This is a genomic window from Massilia aurea (genome assembly GCF_040790145.1).
Lineage (GTDB): Bacteria > Pseudomonadota > Gammaproteobacteria > Burkholderiales > Burkholderiaceae_D > Telluria > Telluria aurea_C.
The window spans coordinates 839968-857242 of the sequence record NZ_JBFMMP010000001.1; the positions used below are offsets into that span (position 1 = coordinate 839968).

Here is a 17275-nt window from a genome sequence, read left to right on the forward strand (position 1 = left end):
TCTCGGGCACGCGCCGTGTGAACAGAATACGGCGCGGCCCGTGGCCGCAGCAGCGCCTTGCAAGCGCTCTTAGTCGCGCACGCGGCGCCAGCCGGTGCGGCGCGCATCCTGGCTGGTGGCCGACGTCACCTCGGTCGTGATGGTGTCGCCCTTGGCCGTGGTGGTGACCATCTTCAACGCGCCCGATGGCAGGCGCACGATGATGAAGCCAACCGCCGCGGCATCGCCCGACAGCAGTGAACCCGCGATGTCGCCGGCGACTGCCTTGCCGGTGCAGACATCGAGGTGGTAGGCGTAGCTCGAGCCGCCCACGTTGCAGGCGGTGGCCGACTGCGGCAGGTTCGTCACCACCGACAGCGTGCCTGACACGATCTTCGGATCCAGGTTGACCCGCTCCCCGGCGTTCTTGTCGAAGTCGACGAACCAGCCGGCCTTTTCGCCCAGATCGACCCCGGCGCCGCCGATCTTGAACCGGTTCGAACGCGGCACTGTCGGCGTGGCCGCGTTATACGGCACGGTCTCGGTGAACTGGCGCTCCGAGAACGTGTCGGCGCTACGCCACTTGCCGTCGCTGACCGGGACACCGCTGTCGGCCAGCACGTACACGCTTTGCTCGCTGACATCCTTGATGTCGGTGTAGTCGAGCATGCGGCCGGTGCCGAAGGCCACGACGCGCCGCGTCGGCGACGCATCGGCGCCTTCCGCCGTGGTGTCGACCTGGCACATGGCCACGTCGGGCCGCGACGTGATCGGCTGGCCAACGCCGGCGCTGCCCATGCGCACCCGCGCCACCTTGGCCCCGGTGAAGTCGAAACGCCACATCTGGCCGAAGTTGTCGCCCCCGTACAGGTAGGTCACCAGCGGATCGGTGTTGGGGTTGGCGGTGATCGCGGTGATCTTGGCCAGGCCGGACGGATCGGCCACGCCCGTACCCGAGCCGATGCCGCCCGAGCCGGTGGTCAGGAGCCCCGTCGAAGCGTGGGTGATGTCGCTGTCGCCCAGGTTCAGCACCTGCTGGCCGGTGGCGACATCGACCACGAACAGGATGCCCTTGCCGCTGCCGCCGGCCACGTCGTCGGCGCTCGGGATATTGTTGTAGCCGGAGGTCAGGAAGGTTACCCAGCGCACCTTGGCATTGCCCTCGGCGTCGGTGCCGTCCTTGATGGTGCCGAACTGCGGATTGCCGAACGTGAAACCCATCTCGGGCTGGTGCAGCGCGCCGCTGCAGACGCTGGCGTCGGCGCAAATTTCCCACAGGGGCGTTGGCGCGTCGGGATCGGTGACGTCGATCGCATAATAGCCCCTGCCGCCGGAATTGAGGCCCGCGACCAGGATCGTGCGCCAGGCGCCGTTGATCTGGACGTCGGCCAGTTCGGGCGAGCCATCGACGGTGAACTGGTGCTCGGTGGCGTAGCCCACGCTGGCCTGGCGATACAACTTCTTCATCGTGATGCGCGGCATATAGGCCCACATCTCGGTGCCCTTGATGGCGTCGAACGCGTGCAGCATGCCGTCGTTGGCGGCGATGAACACGGTCGGCTTGCGGCCGGCCTGGGCCGTCTTGTAGGCATCGTAGCCGGCGGCCACGTAGCTCTTGCGCGCGCCGCGCAGATAGGCCGGCTTGGACGAGGCAATGTCGCCGAGCACGACCGGCTGGGCCGGTTGGTCCGGCTCGACCTCGGTCTCCCCCGGTGGCGTGTAGGCGCGCAGGATCACGTTGTTGGCGTATTGCTGGTGGCCGCGCAGCCAGCCGACGATGGTCGCGCCATTGTTGACGATCGCCTGGTTCGCGCTGTTCAGGTTGGCACACTGCGTCATCAGCGAACACTTGTCCTTGAACCAGGCCTGGTCGGCGCCCATGCCTGCGAACGCCAGTTCCTTGCGCGTGCCACTGGTGGGATCGCGGTACCAGATCGAGCGCGTGTCGCTGGCGGCGGCGACCTGCTTGCCCACGGTCCAGGTCGAACTCCAGATCACTTCCGGCTTCACTTCGCCGGTCACCGGATTGAGTACGCGCTTGGTCAGGTTGCCGGTCCACTTCACGGTGGTGAAGGTCGACGAGAAGATGTCGGCGTCTTCCTGCGTGATGTTCGGCGTCGATGTCGCGGCCGAGGCCGCAGCGCCGGTGGCCTGGCGGATGTCGTTGAGCGCCTCGTTCAGGCCCGTGACGACCTGCTGCGGATCGGACGCGGCGAAATACTTGCCGCCGCCATTGATCGCCGCATGCCACAAGTCATCGACGCGCGACTGGTAGGTGTCGGACAGCGCCACCTTGTCGACCACTGGATCGGGCCAGCGGTAGACGCCGTCGCTGGTCCACGGGCAGCCGGTACGCACCCCGTCGATGATGTTGTCGAGGTCGCCGCCGGGCTCGCGGTCGGTGTCGTACTTGGGCTCGTAGGTCATGACGCCGTCGACCCCGAGGCCAAGGCCGTAGGTTCGCATGTGCAGGCGCTTGTTGCGCGTGCCGGCCACGACGCCGTCGGCGCCTTCCAGTTCGGGGCGCAGCGAATTCTTCTTCGGATCACGGTTGACCGTGTTCGAGCCGCCGTTGTACCAGTACAGCGCGACGTCCGCCAGCGACGGCTTGCCTTGCGTGCTGGTGTCGACGCAGCCGGTGTCCTGGGTACAGAAGCGCGCCGGGTCGTCCTTGTTGTCGTTATTGGCCACGTCGCTGACGCTGCCGCCGTTCCAGTAGCCGTCGGTCGTGACGAACGTGAAGTTCTGCTGGCAGGCGAACTCGATCACTTCGGCGCCGGCCGCCTGCTTGAAGATGCCCTTGTTGGCGAACATATTGCCCATTTCGTTCAGCGCCAGCCGCACCGGCGTGCCGCCCGCGCTGTTCATTTCGTAGAGCGCCTTGTACCAGGCGACGCGGTCGCCGCCGGCGAACGATTTCGGATACAGGATCTCGTCGCGGCCCATGTAGTCGGTCTGGTTTGCCGCGCGCTGCAGGCCCACCAGGCCCACCTTGTAGTCCTTGTCCAGCGGCTGGAAGGCGTGGCCCACGGCCGTTTTCATCATCTGGTTGCGCGACTTGTAGTAGGCGTACCAGTTGGCGAAATTGGTCATTTCTTCGTCATAGGTGCACAGGGTGCCCTGGCAATCGGTGCGTCCTTCGGCCCTCGGGTACGTCGCGCGCGACGAAACGATGTCGGTGCGGGTAAACACCCCGGTGTCGACGCCGGACACCGAAGTCGGCAAGTTGTCCGTCACGGCCGCCACGGCGGTAAAGGCGAGCGAGTTGCGATTGTTGATCGAGCCGATGGTGGCCACGGTGCCGTCGGCCGACATCGGCCCTACCAGGCACAGCGTCGTGTTCTGCGCCGCCGCGCACTGCGGCGTGATGGCATTTCCGCCGGCGTAGGCCTTGACGGTGCCGCCGGTGCCGATCTGGGTCACCAGTTGCGTGACGACCTGCGCCGAGCTTGCGCTACGGCCCAGTTCCAGGCCGCGGCTGAACCAGGTCTGGCCGGCGAAACGCAGATTGGTCAGCACGCTGCGCGTGTTGCCCCCGGCCGTGCCGCTGAACTGCAGCAAGGCGGTGACGCGCGTGCCCGTTTCGACGATCAGCTCTTCGGCGGTCCGGCTGCCCTCCTTGACGACCGTGCAGCCGTTCTTGTTGTCAGTGCGAGGGCAACTGATCGGGAACACCGCCAGCATCTCGTTGGTCGGCAGCGTAATGCCGTAGTTGGCGCAGGCGGGCGCCGTGCCGGAGGCGGTTTTCACGCAGGCGTAGAACGGCCGGGCCAGTCCCATCTTGGCATTGATCGACTTGACCAGTGCGACCGCGACAGCAGTGCGTTCATCCGGCGTGTTGGTGCCGCCACTCACGGTCAGTGCGCCGTTCGTGATCTCTTGCAGGCCGGCGGTGCTGGCCGACGTCACGCGGTCGATCCGGAGCGTGTTGTTCGATTTCGAATCGTTGATGGTGATCGTGCTGTACCAGTTGACCGGGCGCTCCGGGTCGCCGAAGCGCGGGTACTTGAAATTGCCGACGAATTTCGCCTGGCAGTTGTTCAGCGCCGTGCTGTCGCACCAGCGCACCGGCGCCGGTTTGCCGTACGTGGTGCTGGGCGCGACGGCATTGACGGCGGTCGACACGCACGACGTGAGCTTGTTGTTGGTGCAGTATTCGTTGACATTCAATTTGTAGTAATAGGCATTGCCCGTGACGGCGTTCGGCGAGTTGAAGACGCGGTTGGGATAGGTGTAGCCGATCACGTTGCGGCGGCACTCGCCGGCGTCGTCGCACCACTCCAGGTCGGGAAAACCCGTCACCAGGTTGGTCTGCTGCGCGTTCGCGCTGCGCAGATCCTTGAACTCGAGGCCGAAGCCGTCGGTGGTCACGTTCGTCCAGCCGTTGGTCGTCGACCGGTTCTGTTCCGGATACGACGTCTGGTCCGCCTTCACCGGCGGCTTGTAGCGCATCTCCGGGTTGTAGTACTGGCGGTTGAATTGCGGCGTGTGGAACGGCACGTCGCCGACCGTGCACTCGCGCAGCCCCAGCGCCAGCGTGCTGCTGGCGCGGCAGGTGGTGTTGTCGTTGACGTAGTCGGGTGTGTAGGTATACGCCATCGAGCCCGAATCGTCGTACAGCAGCATCAGGTTCGGCTTGACCGTACCGCTTCCTGTCAGGCTCATCAGGGGCATCGAGGCCAGCGCCGTCGGCCCGGCCGACGCCGGCGTGGCGCCGAGACCGAGGCCGATACCGACGACCAGGGAAAGACACAGGGCCAGCAGGCCAGGGAAGGTAGTACACGAATATTTCATGCGATGTCCATGGATACGGGATGCCGGGCGCCGTCAGGCGCCGATCAGCACCACCATCTGGTTGATCACGTTACCGCCGCGCGCACCATCGAGGCGGGCGGTAATGACATAGTGGAGCTGGGGCGAGCTGGCATACGCCGGCGCGTCGGAGGCCAGGCTTTCGCCGATGGCCACCGTCGTACCGAGCTTGACGGTGTTGGCGGCGGTCTGGACGCAGGCGTTCTCGCTGTCGTTGAACGCGCCCGAGGTCTGGCACAGCCGGTGGATCACGTACTTGATCTTGTTGCCGTCGGCATCTTCCAACTCGACGCTACCGGCCCAGAACGCGCTGTCGCGCGGGCTCAGGGCGACATCCTCCAGGCTGGCCACGTAGCCGTTGTCGGCATGGTCCGTGTCCAGGTCCGAACGGTTGGCGATCGCGGTCTCGCGCAGCCACTGGAAACCGGTGTGCAAGCCCAGGTCGACCGCGCGGCTGAGCGTGGCGTCATAGGCCAGGTTGGAGGCGGCCAGCGTCGTCGAATTGCTCGAACGGAGCAGATACACGCTGGTCACCAGCATCACGAGCATCATGATCAACATGACCGGCAGGGCGACGCCTTGCTGGCGGCGCAAAATGAAACGGGATTTCATGCGGTGGGTCTCCAGCCAGCGTTACGCAGGGGCACGACGGTCTCGAAAGCGCGGTAGCGGTAGCACTGCCAGCCCACCGGGTCGTCGTCGACCGCCAGGTCCAGCGTGACCGGCACGGCCGTCACGCCGCTTGGCTGCGCCGTGGCGAACACGGTCGGCGCGGTCGCGGTGGTGCTGCAGGTGCCGTTGGCGCCGCGGCGTTCCGGACTCTTGTTGCGCGCCACCACGGCAATGCGCAGCGCGGCGACGCGCTGGTAGTCGCCGGCGCCGCCGGTCACGCCGTCGCCGTCGGCGTCGATCATCGTGTTCGACCAGCGACGCACCTGCATGCCCTGCTCCGGGTCGAACGCGGCCACGGCGCGCGTATCGAAGCCGTACTGCGCCTTGAGCGAGACGATGTTGTCGGCGACCGCTTGCGCCGTCTCGCCGCTGCCGCCCAGATTGGTCGCGCGCAGCCGCAGCACGCCGTCTTCGACCAGCCAAGTATGAAACGCCAGGTTCGCGCCCCGGCCGAGGTTGAAGATGCGGGTCGCACTCCCCGCGAAGTTGCGCCCGAGCTGCCCCGCATTGAAGCGGTCGGCGGTGTCGGCGAACCCGAGCGATGGCGTGTCGTCGGTCAAAGTCGAGATCTGCGCCAGTGCGCACTGGCCGATCCCGTCTTCCGGCGCCGCCACGATCACATCGCCCACGGCGAAACCGTACGGCACGCGGTCCAGTGCGATCTGGTTGCCGCCATTGTAGTTACTGACCAGGCGCATGGTGGCGGTGCCGCTGGCCGCGCTGCCCGAGTACAGCGTGACTTCGTCCGGTCCGGTCCCGCCATTGACGATCACCGCCGCCGCCAGCGGCTGCGTTTCGGTGGCGCCGCGCATGGCCTTGGCCATGTCGAACCCCTTGGTATCGTGGAAGATGGTGTCGCAGCCGGCCAGGATCGGATCATTCAGGCCGTAACCGGCCTGTTCGGCATCGGCGCTGATGGAAAACATGGCCATCATCCCGTTCTGCATCGACTCCGAGCCGCCCAGCGCGCCATCCTTGTTACTCTCGGAATCGGTCATCATGCGGGTGGCGAACAGCACCGCCAGCAAGCCGATCACGATGCTGACCATTAATTCGACCAGCGAAAAACCGGCCACGCGGCGGCCTGCCGGCATCTGCTGGCCGGATGGGATCGGGCGCCGCGTCATGCCGACCTCGACAGGTAGGTGACGATCCGGTGCTGGTTGCGGGGCGCCTGCTCGTCGCGGCGCCAGCGGATCTCCACCGCCACAGCCACGCGTTCGGTGCCGGCGGCCGGCGTGATTTCGACGATCACGCTGGGATGGGGCAGATGGCCGCCCAGCGCCGCATGCCAGGCCTGCAGCCGGGCGCCTGGCGTGCCGCCTTCGGCGAGTGCATAGTCGTTGAGATTGTCGAGGTCGGAATTCATGACGCCGATCAGTTCATTGGCGGCGATGGTGGCTTCGGCGCGCATGCTGGCCTCGGCCAGCGCGGCTTGAGAATTGACCTGCAGGCCGAGCGTGCCGATCAGGCCAATGGCCAGGATCAGGATCGCGATCAGCGCTTCGAGCAGCGCGACCCCGCGCTGGCCGGCGTGACGCTGACGGCGGATTGCCGGGCGCGTGGCGATTGGGCGGCGCGTCATCATGGGCACCTGCGCGCATCGCCGTCGGCCGCACCCGGGCGGCAGGTCACGACCGCCCCGGCCAGCGTCACCACGACCGCGGTAGCGGGAAACTCCTGGCTGTCCCCGACCGGCGACAGGTCGAGCCGTGTCAAGGACGGCTTGCCGGTATCGACCCAGCCCAGCGCGGTGAAATAGACCGCGCTGGCGTCGCCGTCGGGCGTGATTTCCAGCGCCGACGTGCGCGGCAGCGACGCAGCGCTGCGAAATACCGAACTGGTCTTGACATCGCCGCCATCGGGCGAGGCGGCCGGCGTGTCGACGTCCGACCAGCGCGAGCTGGTGCTGGCGCAGTCGTCATCGGCGGTCGGAAAGCACACGTCGACTTGCCAGTCGAGTTGCCCGCTTTGCGCGTTGTCGGAAAATACCATGCGGCTGCGGCTGTTGTTGGCCAGTGCCAGGCCGCGCGCCAGCGTATAGCCCTCGGCGTAGAACTGGGCCGCGCCGGCGCCCGTGGTGGCGCCCAGCCAGGCGCGCATATTCGGTACGCCCACCGCCATCAGGATGGCGAAGATGGCCACCACGACCATCGTCTCGACCAGGGTGAAGCCGTGATGGCGCTGCGGGATCATTGGGTGCATGAGCCATCCTTCCGGTCGACCCAGCAATCGTCATTATCGGTCCAGCCCGTCGGTACGCCCGTGGTGGCGCGCTTGCCGGACTGGTCGAGGGTGTACACGAAGCCGGCGGCAGCGGCGCGGCCAGTGGCAACGAGCAGGTAGCTGCTGGCGTCGGCGTCTTCGAGTTCGTAGGTGAAATTGGCGCTGTCCGCCGGTACCTGGGCAAAGTCGTCATACTTGCGGTTGTTCGACCAGTACTGTTCGAGTTTCGGCTGCGTCGAGGCCAGTGCGGTGTGCGCCTCGACCAGTCGGGCGCGCGTGACATAGCTCGTATATGACGGCATCGCAATCGCGCCGAGAATGCCGATGATCGCCACCACGATCATGAGCTCGACGAGGGTGAAGCCGGATTGGCGCTGTTGCATGGGTTTCTCCTGGTGGCGAGCGTTCGCCTGAAATGTTGCCAGAAGGAATGATAACCCGCCTTGCTGTCATTTCCCTGAGGAAAGGCTGACAAAACACTGACAAGTGCGCAAAAACGCCGTGATTTGGTCTGTTACTTTGCCATCCTGGCACCAAACAGTACCGTCACGCGCGTGCCGCCCGCCGTCGCATCTGTCAGCGTGACGGTGGCGCCGTGCGCCAGCGCGATGTCGCGCACGATCGCCAGGCCGAGTCCGCTGCCCGTGGTCTTGTCGTCCAGACGTACAAAGCGCTCGAACACCGCGGCGCGGCGCGCGGCCGGAATGCCGGGGCCGGAGTCGACGACGGTCAGCAGCGTCGCCCCGGCCTCGACGCCGCAGCCGACCGTCACTTGTCCGCCGTCCGGCGTGTAGCGCAGCGCATTGTCGACCAGATTGTCGATCAGGTCGCGCAACTGGAACGCGTCCCCGGTCAGCGGCGCCGGCGCCAGCTCGAAGCCGAGGTCGATCGACTTGCGCGCCGCCTTCTCGACGAAGAACTGGATCGATTCCTGGACCAGCAGCGCGAGGTCAAGCGCGGTGCGCGGTTCGCCCGGCCGCCCTTCCCTGGCGCGCGCCAGCGCCAGCAACTGGTTGACCTGGCGGATCATGCGCTCGTTGGCCAGGCCCATCATGTCGAGCGAGCGCACCGTCTCTTCGTCCTGTGCATGGCGCGCATGCAGCCATTCGAGCTGCAGTTGCAGGCCGGCCAGCGGCGTGCGCAACTGGTGCGCCATGTCGGCGAGAAAATCGCGCTGCGCCCGTGCGCCGGCCTCCACCTTGTCGAGCAGATCGTTGAAGCCGCTCACGACCGGGGCGATTTCATACGGCACGCCATCGGTGGGAATGGGCGCGAGGTCGCCCGGTCCACGTGCGGCGAGCTCCGCGCGGATGCGCGCCAGGGGCCGCAAGCCATTTCCCACCGACAGCCAGACCACGCCAACAAGTGTGACCGTCACGAGCGAGACCAGCACCACCAGCGAGCGCACGATGGCGGCGCGCACGTCGAGGCGCTGGCGCAGCGTGCGCGCCACGCCCACATGGCGCACGCCGCCGGGTGTCGCCACGGCCAGCGCGACGACGCGCACCGGCTCGCCGTCGACCTCGGCGTCGTACGCCGGCGCGCCCGGTCGCAGGACGGGGAAGCTGGTGGCGCCGGCGACGTACCGGCCTTGTTCATCGCGCACCACGAACCAGGCCCGTTCACCTGTTGCGCCCGCGGTCCCGGTCGCGACCGGTGGCAGGCGCGCCGTGCCAGCGACGGCCACGCGCCCGGCCAGGGCGTTTGCTGCGTCCATGAGGCCGGCGTCGAAGGCGACCTGGGCCGGCGTCCAGGCCAGGCCCGCGACCAGCGCGGCCAGCACGAGATTGACGAGCAGGATCGGGCCGAGCAGCCATTTCAGCAGGCGCAGGCGGATGCTGTTCATTGCAGGAGAACGATCACGCGGCCGCTTCGAGCAGGTAGCCGAAGCCGCGGATGGTCCGGATCGCCACATCGGCGCCGTCGAGCTTCAGGCGCAGGCGGGACACATAGACTTCCACCGCGTTGGGCGTCACGTCGTCGCCCCACGGCAGGATGGCGTCGATGATCTGCTGCTTGGAGACGACCCGGCCGGCGTGCTGCAGCAGGTATTCAAGCACGCCCCACTCGCGCACCGACAACTCGATGGCGTGTTCGCCGACGCGCGCGCGGCGCGTGGCGCTGTCCAGGCTCAGGCGGCCGAGGGTGATGACCGACGACAGCGGCGCGTGGCGGCGCGCCAGCGCGCGGATGCGTGCGACCAGTTCGGCGGTGGCAAACGGCTTGACCAGGTAATCGTCGGCGCCCGTTTCCAGGCCGCGCACGCGGTCTTCGACGGCGTCGCGGGCGGTGAGCAGCAGCACAGGGGTGGCGACGCCGCGCGCGCGCAGGCGGCGCACGACTTCGAAGCCATCGATGCCGGGCAGGCCGATGTCGAGCACAACCACATCGAACGCGGGGCCAACGTCAGTACGTTGGAGGGCGGCGTCGGCGGCAACGCCGTCGCGCACCAGGTGTATGGTCATGTCTTGTGCCTGAAGCGCGCGCAGCAGGCCGTCGGCAAGCACCGCATCATCTTCGACAAGCACGATATGTAGACCGGATCGCAGCCCCATTTGTAGGAATACCCTGTTTTGTGGGCAGTGAACGTCACCGCCGGCACCGCGAATTATGCGTTATTTTTTGTTTCCGTAACAAAATATAACGGCTTTTCGGGGCAAAACAGCGATTTCTCCCAGTAGGACTGAACTGACACGTGATGATGCTTGCAACCTACACCGGTGCGACTACATGTCTTATGTGCGGCAACAGACGGTGGACGTAAAGTAGACACATCGCGACGAGGCAAGCACGATACGCCGACTGAATCGCACCCGACGCACGATAGACACAAGAGGACATAAAATGAACAACACTCAACTTGCTGGTATTACCCAAAAAGCAAAAAGCCAGACCCCTGCCACGAGTGAGGCACTGAAGTCCGCGTCGAAACCGATCGTCAGCTACAGCGGTACCCAACAAAATGAATTGCTGGCAGCCCTCCCGCGCCAGGATCTCGAAGAGATGTTCGACCACCTCGAACTGGTGGCGATGCCCTTCGGTAAAGAACTCTTCGAGTATGGCAGCAAACTCGAATACGTGTATTTCCCAACGACCGCAATCGTGTCGCTGCTGTACGTGATGGAAGACGGCGCCACGACCGAGATCGCGGTCGTCGGCCACGAAGGCGCAGTCGGTGTGTCGCTGTTCATGGGTGAGCGCGCTACCTGCTCGGCTGTGGTGCAAAGCGCTGGCTACGGCTACCGCCTGCGGACCCAGTACCTGCGTGACGCCTTCAACCGCGGCGGCGCCCTGCCACAACTGCTGATGCGCTACACCAACGCCCTGTTCGCCCAGATGGCACAGAACGCCGTCGGCGGCCGTCACAGCTCGATCGAACAGAAGCTGTGCCGCTGGTTGCTCGACCGCCTCGATCGCTCGGCAAGCAACGAACTGAAAGTGACCCAGGAACTGATCTCGATCATGCTGGGTGTGCGCCGCGAAAGCATCACTGCTGCTGCCGGCAAGCTGCAAGACGAAGGACTGATCCAGTATCGCCGCGGTAACATCACCGTGCTCGACCGTGCTGGCCTCGAAGACTACGCTGGCGAATGCTACAAGGTCGCCAAGTCCGAATACGACCGCCTGCTGTCGGACGTCGCGCGATAAAATGTCAGCCCGGGTTCGCTGCCCCTTGCGGTAGCGAACCCTGCTGTTCCGGCCCTGCGTTCTGCGCCAGGACCGGCGGTGTGGAGTGACCTCCCGCCTCTTCATTGCCCCCCGGGGCTGCCGTCGGAATCAAGGCGCGCACACAAGTCCCCACGCCGTTCACCCCTCGTTCGATCACTAGAGTCCCGCCCAACAGCAAGGCGCGCTCACGCATACCGAGCAGACCGTGCGATTTTGTCCTGCCCAGCGTCCCTTCCGGAATGCCAATGCCGTCATCGGTGATTTCCAGGCCCCAGCCGTCCGGTTCATGGGTCAGGTTGACGATGACATTGCGGGCCTTGGCATATTTGGCGATATTGTTCAGCGCTTCCTGCGTGATACGGAATAGCGCGATGGCTTGGGTTGGACCGGCGCCATCGGCTTCCGGATCGATCAGCGCATCGCAATCGAGCGACGTCACGCGCGCATAGTCGGCGCAATAGCTTTGCAGCGCAGCCGACAAACCCATATTGTCGAGCAAGCTCGGGCGCAGATTTTCAATGATGCGACGCTTCAGTTGTACCGTGTCGACCAACGTGCGACGGGCGCGGCCCAGTTTGTCCGCGAGCTCCGGCTCGCTCATGCGCAAGCCATCGATGACGGTGGCCAGGTCGATCCCGATTGCCGTCAGGTTGGCGCCCATTTCATCGTGCAACTCCCGCGCCAGGCGCGATTTTTCTTCTTCCGAGACCCGGATCAAGTGGCGCGACAGCACCGACAGCTGCGCGGTGCGTTCGGCAACAATGTGCTCCAGGCCATCATTGGTCTGCTGCAGGGCGCGCTCGGCGTCGAGGCGTGCAACGAATGCCCGTTCGACCAGTTTGTAAAACAGCAGCAGCATGATGATCGCGGCCGCATTGATGCCGACACCGAACAGCGCGGCATGACGGTATTGCTGGTAAAACCCGGCCGTGCGCGACGTGAGCAACTCGTTTTGCTCGCGCGTCATGATTACCACTTGCAGGCGAATTTCATCCATCTGTGCGCGGTCATCGGGCGAGGCGGCGATGGCGACGATATCGTCGAGACCACCTTGGCGGAACACTTCGAGCGACTGGTGCAGCAAGGCGAGCTTGCGCTGGACAAGCGTACGCAATTGCGCCAGGTTTTTGGTTTGAGAGGGATTGTCGGCCAGCAGTACCCCGAGTGCACGGATCTGCGCATCGATTTGCTGTGGGGCGCCGCGCAGCGGGCCCAGATAGACTTCATCGTTCGACAGGAAATACCCGCGCAAGCTGGTTTCAGCATCGGTGACGAGCAGGTTCAGGTATTGCAACTCGTCCGAGACTTGCGCCGTCTGTGCCTGCAATGCATTGGCGGCGCGCAGATCATCGAGATTGCGCAGCAAGAACACACCGTTGACCACAAGCAGAACCACACAGACCAGGCACAGCAGGGACTTGTGAAGGGGAAGACTACGGGCCGGGCGCTCGGCCAGGGTGGTTGAAAAGTACATCCAGACTTCCTTTCACGCTCACAACGCGGCCCCGCATTTTACCTGTAAGGACGAATTGTTGCGCCGTAAAATGGCCTGACGTAACTATTTGTTGCATCTGAAGTCGTGAACAATGTAGAACTGGCATTCCCTGGATATGAATGACAAAACGCGCCGAAGCGCGTTGTGGGACGAATCCGATAAGAAAAATCAGAGTGCTCTTAATCCAAAAGATTGTTCTTCATGGCGTAATAGGTCAAGTCGGAATTGGACTGCAAACCCATTTTTTCCATGATCCGGGTGCGATAGGTGGAGACGGTCTTGATCGACAGCGACAGCGCATTGCCGATGTCGGACACGGTCGCGCCCTTCGCCAGACGCAGGAACACCTGGAATTCGCGGTCGGACAATTCGGTATGCAGCGCCGTGTTCGGATCACGATCGAAACTCTGGGCCAGCAATTCGCCGACGGTCGACGACACGTAGCGCCGGCCCTGGAACACGGTGCGAACGGCGGTCTTCAGTTCATCCGCTTCGCATTCCTTGTTCAGGTAACCGTTGGCGCCCATCTTGAACAGGTTCAGCGCGTATTGCTGCGCCGGGTAACCGGACAGGATCAGCACCGGCAGATTGGGCTGGCCCTGGCGAATGGTGCGCAGGATGTCGATGCCGCTCTGGTCGGGCATGGCGATATCGAGCAGCAGCACGTCACAAATCTCGCGGCGCGCGATGTCAAGGGCCTCACGGCCCGTGGCGCCTTCAGCCACGACGTCAAAGTCGCCCGACGACGAAAAAATCTGCTTGAATCCTGCTCGTACTATCTGGTGATCGTCACAAATGGCAACGCGTATCATTGTCTTCCCTTAAATTTTCCTTGCGCAGGAAAGTGCCGGATCTGCTCAGCCCGGTTCATGCGTGTCGTTCAGCATCGCGCGAGTGACATTTTAACACTCCGGGGCCTGCCTTCAACAGCGGTACGAATGCCTGAGCGATCAAACGCGCGATTGACCCGGCGACGACCCGCTACCTGCGGGTTCGCCACAGGGCAGGCGCCAGCCAGTGCGGCATTCTTGCCGATGACGTGAGGTGAAGGCCCGCGCAACTAGGCAGGCCGGGATCCGTTTTTCAGCAGATCGAGGATGTCCAGCAAACCGGCGCGCAGTTTTTCGCCATCGATTGCCGGCGTGGTGTCGAGCAGGCGCTCTTCATGGAGCTCGGCCACGACGACGGCACGATGGTCGAGCCGGTTACGTGCGCCGCTGATCGTGAAGCCCTGCTCGTACAGCAATTCGCGGATGCGCCGGATCAGCAGCACTTCGTGGTGCTGGTAATAACGGCGGTTGCCACGACGTTTGACTGGCTTTAGCTGGGTAAATTCCTGCTCCCAGTAGCGCAGCACGTGAGGTTTGACACCGCACAACTCACTGACTTCACCAATCGTGAAATAACGCTTGGCCGGAATCAAAGGCAGCACGGTCAGTTCGGTCTTGTTCGGTCGGTCGTTCATTGTCTAGTCAGGCTGCGCGCGCCATCGAACCCGAGCCCGAATTGCCCGGCCCGGCTTCTTCGACCATGGCCTTGAGTTTCTGGCTGGCGTGGAACGTCACGACGCGGCGCGCTGTGATGGGGATTTCTTCCCCTGTTTTTGGGTTCCGCCCCGGCCGTTGCGGCTTGTCGCGCAACTGGAAGTTGCCGAAGCCCGACAACTTGACCGCTTCGCCGCGCTCGAGCGCATTGCGGATCTCGTCGAAGAAGGTCTCGACCATGTCTTTGGCTTCGCGCTTGTTCAGCCCGACCTGCTCGAACAGCAGCTCGGCCAGCTCGGCCTTGGTGAGGGTCGGCAGTGACTGTTCAGCTTCTTTACGCACGCGCGCCACCAGCATTGCACGATCCAGGTCGGCAACCAGCGCCTCCTGGAACACGGTCGAATCAACGTCGTTATTGTTAATTTTGAAGCCCTGCCCGTAAGTCAATCGATGCTGGAACGACAGCAAAACCGCTCATGGCGGCTGTGCTGTCAGTGTTCATATGCTTTATGCACGCAGCTTCGCGTTCAGTTTGGTTGAAGCAGTGGCGAGTACCGCCGCCATGATGGCGTCGACCGCATCGTCCTGCAGTGTCGATTGAGTATCTTGCAAGCTAAAGCGGAAAGCAAGGCTTTTTTCATCCGCCTCGAGACCCTTGCCGCGATATTCATCAAATAAAACAACGGCTTGCACGATCTTGCCCATAGGATTTACGGCGATTTCAGCCGTGAAAGCGTCGAGCACCGACTGGGCCGGCACGTCCTGTTTCACCACCAGCGCCAAGTCGCGCGTGGCGCCCGGGAACTTCGAAATCTCGCTGTACGCCGGCACGATGCGCCCGCGCAGCGCCTCGGCATCGACCTCGAACACGACCGGCGCTTGCGGCAAGTCGTATTTTTGCAGCCAGCGCGGATGCAGCTCGCCGACCACGCCGATCTGCTGGCCGTCGAGTTCGACAATCGCCGAGCGACCCGGGTGCAGCGCTGGGTGTTCAGCCTTCGAGAAGCGCAACTGGCGCGGTGCGAACAGCGCTTCTAGGTCGGCCTTCAGATCGAAGAAATCGACGGCGCGCGTGGCGACATCCCACTGCTCGTCAAGTGCCGGGCCGTAGGCGATGGCGGCGACGCGTTTCGGCTGGTCGTAGCCGGCCACGGTCAGCGGACCATCCATGACCGCCGCGTTGCGCTTGAACACGCCGCCGACCTCGAACGCACGCACACGGCCGGCCTTGCGGTTGATGTTGTAGCGCACATTGGCCACCAGGCTGCCGATCAGCGACGAGCGCATCACGCTGAGCTGGCTGGCGATCGGATTCTGCAGGCGGATCGGTTCGAGGTTGCCGGCGAAATCGTGCTCCCACGCGCTTTCAACGAAGCTCATATTGACCACTTCCTGGAAGCCCAGGTCGGCCAGCTGATGACGAATCGCAAACAGCGAGCGGGTGTTTTCCGGCTCGATCAGCATCGCGATCGGTGCGGTTGGCGGCCGGGTCGGGATGTTCTCGAAGCCATACACGCGCGCGACTTCCTCGATCAGGTCTTCCTCGATCTCGATGTCGAAACGGTACGTTGGCGCCGTGACGTGGAATACGCCTTCTTCTTGCACAAAGGCCAGCTGCAGGCGCGTGAAGATGTCGGCAATCCCGGCGTCGGTCAGCGGCACGCCGATCACTTGCGCGGCGCGCGCGGTGCGCAGCGCCACGGGCGCACGCACCGGCAGGTTGACGATCTGGTCGTCGATCGGGCCGACCTTGCTGCCCGGGGTGCCGCAGATCTCGATCAACAGCGCGGTGATGCGCTCGAGGTGCTCGGGCACGGTCGCGTAATCGACGCCACGCTCGAAGCGGTGCGCGGCATCGGTCGAGAAATTGAAGCGACGCGCGCGGCCCTGGATGGCGTTCGGCCACCAGAATGCCGCTTCCAGATAAATGTCGGTCGTGTCGAGCGACACCGCGGTGGAATCGCCGCCCATGATGCCAGCCAGCGATTCGAGTTGCTGCTCGTCGGCGATCACGCCGACCCACTCGTCGACAGCGACCGTGTTGCCATTCAAGAGCTTGAGCGATTCGCCGGCCTTGCCCCAGCGTACGTCCAGGCTGCCGTGGATCCTGGCCAGGTCGAACACGTGCGACGGCCGGCCCACTTCGAGCATCACGTAGTTGGAAATGTCGACCAGGGCCGACACCGAGCGCTGGCCGCTGCGTTCCAGGCGGCGCTTCATCCATTCCGGCGTGGCCGCGCGCGCGTTCAGGCCGCGGATCACGCGGCCGGCGAAACGGCCGCACAGGTCCGGCGCCGAGACTTTTACCGGCAGGATTTCGTCGCTGTTGACCGCCACGGTGCGGGTGGACTCTAGCGTCAACGGCGCGCCGGTGAGGGCTGCCACTTCGCGCGCCACGCCCAGCACCGACAGGCAATCGGCCTTGTTCGGCGTGAGCTTGATCGTGAACTTCAGGTCGTCCAGGCCCAGGTAATCGCGAATGCTCTGGCCGACCGGTGCATCGGTCGGCAGTTCCATCAAGCCATTGCTTTCTTCGGAGATGCCCAGCTCTTTGCTCGAGCACATCATGCCCTGCGATTCGACGCCGCGCAGCTGGCCGACCTTGATTTCAAAGGCCTTGCCGTTCGCGCCAGGCGGCAGCACGGCGCCGGCTTTGGCGCAGATGGCCTTCATGCCGGCGCGCACGTTCGGCGCACCGCACACGATATTGAGCAACGTGCCGGTGCCGACATCGACCTGGCACACGTTCAGGCGGTCGGCGTTCGGGTGCTTGACCACTTCCTTGACTTCGGCCACGACCACGTTCGAGAACGGCGGCGCAACCGCTTCGACCTCTTCCACTTCGAGGCCGGACATGGTGAGCAGGTGTGACAGCTCTTCGGAGCTGATCTGCGGGTTGACGATCGAGCGGAGCCAGTTTTCGGAGAATTGCATAATC

General features: G+C 64.4%; 14 protein-coding genes. 1 reads left to right on the forward strand and 13 read right to left on the reverse strand.

What is annotated here, in order from left to right; genetic code table 11:
* Positions 1-69: 69 nt before the first annotated feature.
* The 8 genes from AB2N08_RS03490 to AB2N08_RS03525 all read right to left on the reverse strand — a co-directional run bounded on the left by AB2N08_RS03490 (position 70) and on the right by AB2N08_RS03525 (position 10244).
* Complete coding sequence (locus AB2N08_RS03490; protein WP_367609217.1) at positions 70-4773, reverse strand: pilus assembly protein; 4704 nt, start codon at positions 4771-4773, stop codon at positions 70-72.
* Positions 4774-4806: 33 nt separating this feature from the next.
* Positions 4807-5403 carry a pilus assembly PilX family protein gene (locus AB2N08_RS03495; protein ID WP_367609218.1) on the reverse strand — a complete coding sequence of 199 codons (597 nt, stop codon included), beginning with the start codon at positions 5401-5403 and terminating at the stop codon, positions 4807-4809.
* Positions 5400-6590 (reverse strand): PilW family protein, encoded by a 1191-nt coding sequence (locus AB2N08_RS03500; protein ID WP_367609219.1) that lies wholly within the window; start codon positions 6588-6590, stop codon positions 5400-5402. The genes AB2N08_RS03495 and AB2N08_RS03500 overlap by 4 nt, the downstream gene beginning before the upstream one ends.
* A complete protein-coding gene (locus AB2N08_RS03505) occupies positions 6587-7048 on the reverse strand; it encodes a hypothetical protein (protein ID WP_367609220.1) in 462 nt (153 codons plus the stop codon). Before AB2N08_RS03505 ends, AB2N08_RS03500 begins: the two co-directional genes overlap by 4 nt.
* Complete coding sequence (locus AB2N08_RS03510) at positions 7048-7668, reverse strand: Tfp pilus assembly protein FimT/FimU (protein WP_367609221.1); 621 nt, start codon at positions 7666-7668, stop codon at positions 7048-7050. Before AB2N08_RS03510 ends, AB2N08_RS03505 begins: the two co-directional genes overlap by 1 nt.
* A complete protein-coding gene (locus AB2N08_RS03515; protein WP_367609222.1) occupies positions 7656-8072 on the reverse strand; it encodes a type IV pilin protein in 417 nt (138 codons plus the stop codon). The genes AB2N08_RS03510 and AB2N08_RS03515 overlap by 13 nt, the downstream gene beginning before the upstream one ends.
* A gap of 131 nt (positions 8073-8203) precedes the next feature.
* On the reverse strand, positions 8204-9535 hold the full coding sequence (locus AB2N08_RS03520; RefSeq protein ID WP_367609223.1) for a sensor histidine kinase: 1332 nt from the start codon (positions 9533-9535) through the stop codon (positions 8204-8206).
* A 13-nt stretch (positions 9536-9548) separates the two neighbouring features.
* Positions 9549-10244: a response regulator transcription factor gene (locus AB2N08_RS03525; protein WP_367609224.1), complete on the reverse strand. Its 696-nt coding sequence runs from the start codon at positions 10242-10244 to the stop codon at positions 9549-9551.
* Between the two features lie 289 nt (positions 10245-10533).
* On the opposite strand from AB2N08_RS03525, the gene AB2N08_RS03530 reads away from it, so the two are divergent.
* Positions 10534-11337, forward strand: coding sequence for a Crp/Fnr family transcriptional regulator (locus AB2N08_RS03530; RefSeq protein WP_367609225.1), 804 nt, complete (start codon positions 10534-10536; stop codon positions 11335-11337).
* 4 nt (positions 11338-11341) lie between these two features.
* Here AB2N08_RS03530 and AB2N08_RS03535 read toward each other — a convergent pair whose 3' ends face one another.
* The 5 genes from AB2N08_RS03535 to pheT form a co-directional block, all read right to left on the reverse strand.
* The gene (locus tag AB2N08_RS03535) at positions 11342-12832 is read right to left on the reverse strand and encodes a CHASE3 domain-containing protein (RefSeq protein WP_367609226.1); all 1491 of its coding nucleotides are present in this window, start codon (positions 12830-12832) and stop codon (positions 11342-11344) included.
* 200 nt (positions 12833-13032) lie between these two features.
* Positions 13033-13665, reverse strand: coding sequence for a response regulator (locus tag AB2N08_RS03540; protein ID WP_367609228.1), 633 nt, complete (start codon positions 13663-13665; stop codon positions 13033-13035).
* Between the two features lie 248 nt (positions 13666-13913).
* The gene (locus AB2N08_RS03545) at positions 13914-14318 is read right to left on the reverse strand and encodes a MerR family transcriptional regulator (RefSeq protein ID WP_367609229.1); all 405 of its coding nucleotides are present in this window, start codon (positions 14316-14318) and stop codon (positions 13914-13916) included.
* Positions 14319-14325: 7 nt separating this feature from the next.
* A complete protein-coding gene (locus AB2N08_RS03550) occupies positions 14326-14694 on the reverse strand; it encodes an integration host factor subunit alpha (protein ID WP_183553735.1) in 369 nt (122 codons plus the stop codon).
* Positions 14695-14844: 150 nt separating this feature from the next.
* Positions 14845-17271, reverse strand: a complete 2427-nt coding sequence (gene pheT, locus AB2N08_RS03555; RefSeq protein ID WP_367609230.1) for a phenylalanine--tRNA ligase subunit beta — start codon at positions 17269-17271, stop codon at positions 14845-14847.
* Positions 17272-17275: the final 4 nt, after the last annotated feature.

Coding starts and splice junctions, on each gene's coding strand:
- AB2N08_RS03515 (WP_367609222.1), bottom strand. CDS start 8,072: ATGCAACAGCGCCAATCCGGCTTCACCCTCGTCGAGCTCATGATCGTG.
- AB2N08_RS03495 (WP_367609218.1), bottom strand. CDS start 5,403: ATGAAATCCCGTTTCATTTTGCGCCGCCAGCAAGGCGTCGCCCTGCCG.
- AB2N08_RS03520 (WP_367609223.1), bottom strand. CDS start 9,535: ATGAACAGCATCCGCCTGCGCCTGCTGAAATGGCTGCTCGGCCCGATC.
- AB2N08_RS03525 (WP_367609224.1), bottom strand. CDS start 10,244: ATGGGGCTGCGATCCGGTCTACATATCGTGCTTGTCGAAGATGATGCG.
- AB2N08_RS03535 (WP_367609226.1), bottom strand. CDS start 12,832: ATGTACTTTTCAACCACCCTGGCCGAGCGCCCGGCCCGTAGTCTTCCC.
- AB2N08_RS03510 (WP_367609221.1), bottom strand. CDS start 7,668: ATGCACCCAATGATCCCGCAGCGCCATCACGGCTTCACCCTGGTCGAG.
- AB2N08_RS03540 (WP_367609228.1), bottom strand. CDS start 13,665: ATGATACGCGTTGCCATTTGTGACGATCACCAGATAGTACGAGCAGGA.
- AB2N08_RS03505 (WP_367609220.1), bottom strand. CDS start 7,048: ATGACGCGCCGCCCAATCGCCACGCGCCCGGCAATCCGCCGTCAGCGT.
- AB2N08_RS03490 (WP_367609217.1), bottom strand. CDS start 4,773: ATGAAATATTCGTGTACTACCTTCCCTGGCCTGCTGGCCCTGTGTCTT.
- pheT (WP_367609230.1), bottom strand. CDS start 17,271: ATGCAATTCTCCGAAAACTGGCTCCGCTCGATCGTCAACCCGCAGATC.
- AB2N08_RS03530 (WP_367609225.1), top strand. CDS start 10,534: ATGAACAACACTCAACTTGCTGGTATTACCCAAAAAGCAAAAAGCCAG.
- AB2N08_RS03545 (WP_367609229.1), bottom strand. CDS start 14,318: ATGAACGACCGACCGAACAAGACCGAACTGACCGTGCTGCCTTTGATT.
- AB2N08_RS03550 (WP_183553735.1), bottom strand. CDS start 14,694: ATGCTGGTGGCGCGCGTGCGTAAAGAAGCTGAACAGTCACTGCCGACC.
- AB2N08_RS03500 (WP_367609219.1), bottom strand. CDS start 6,590: ATGACGCGGCGCCCGATCCCATCCGGCCAGCAGATGCCGGCAGGCCGC.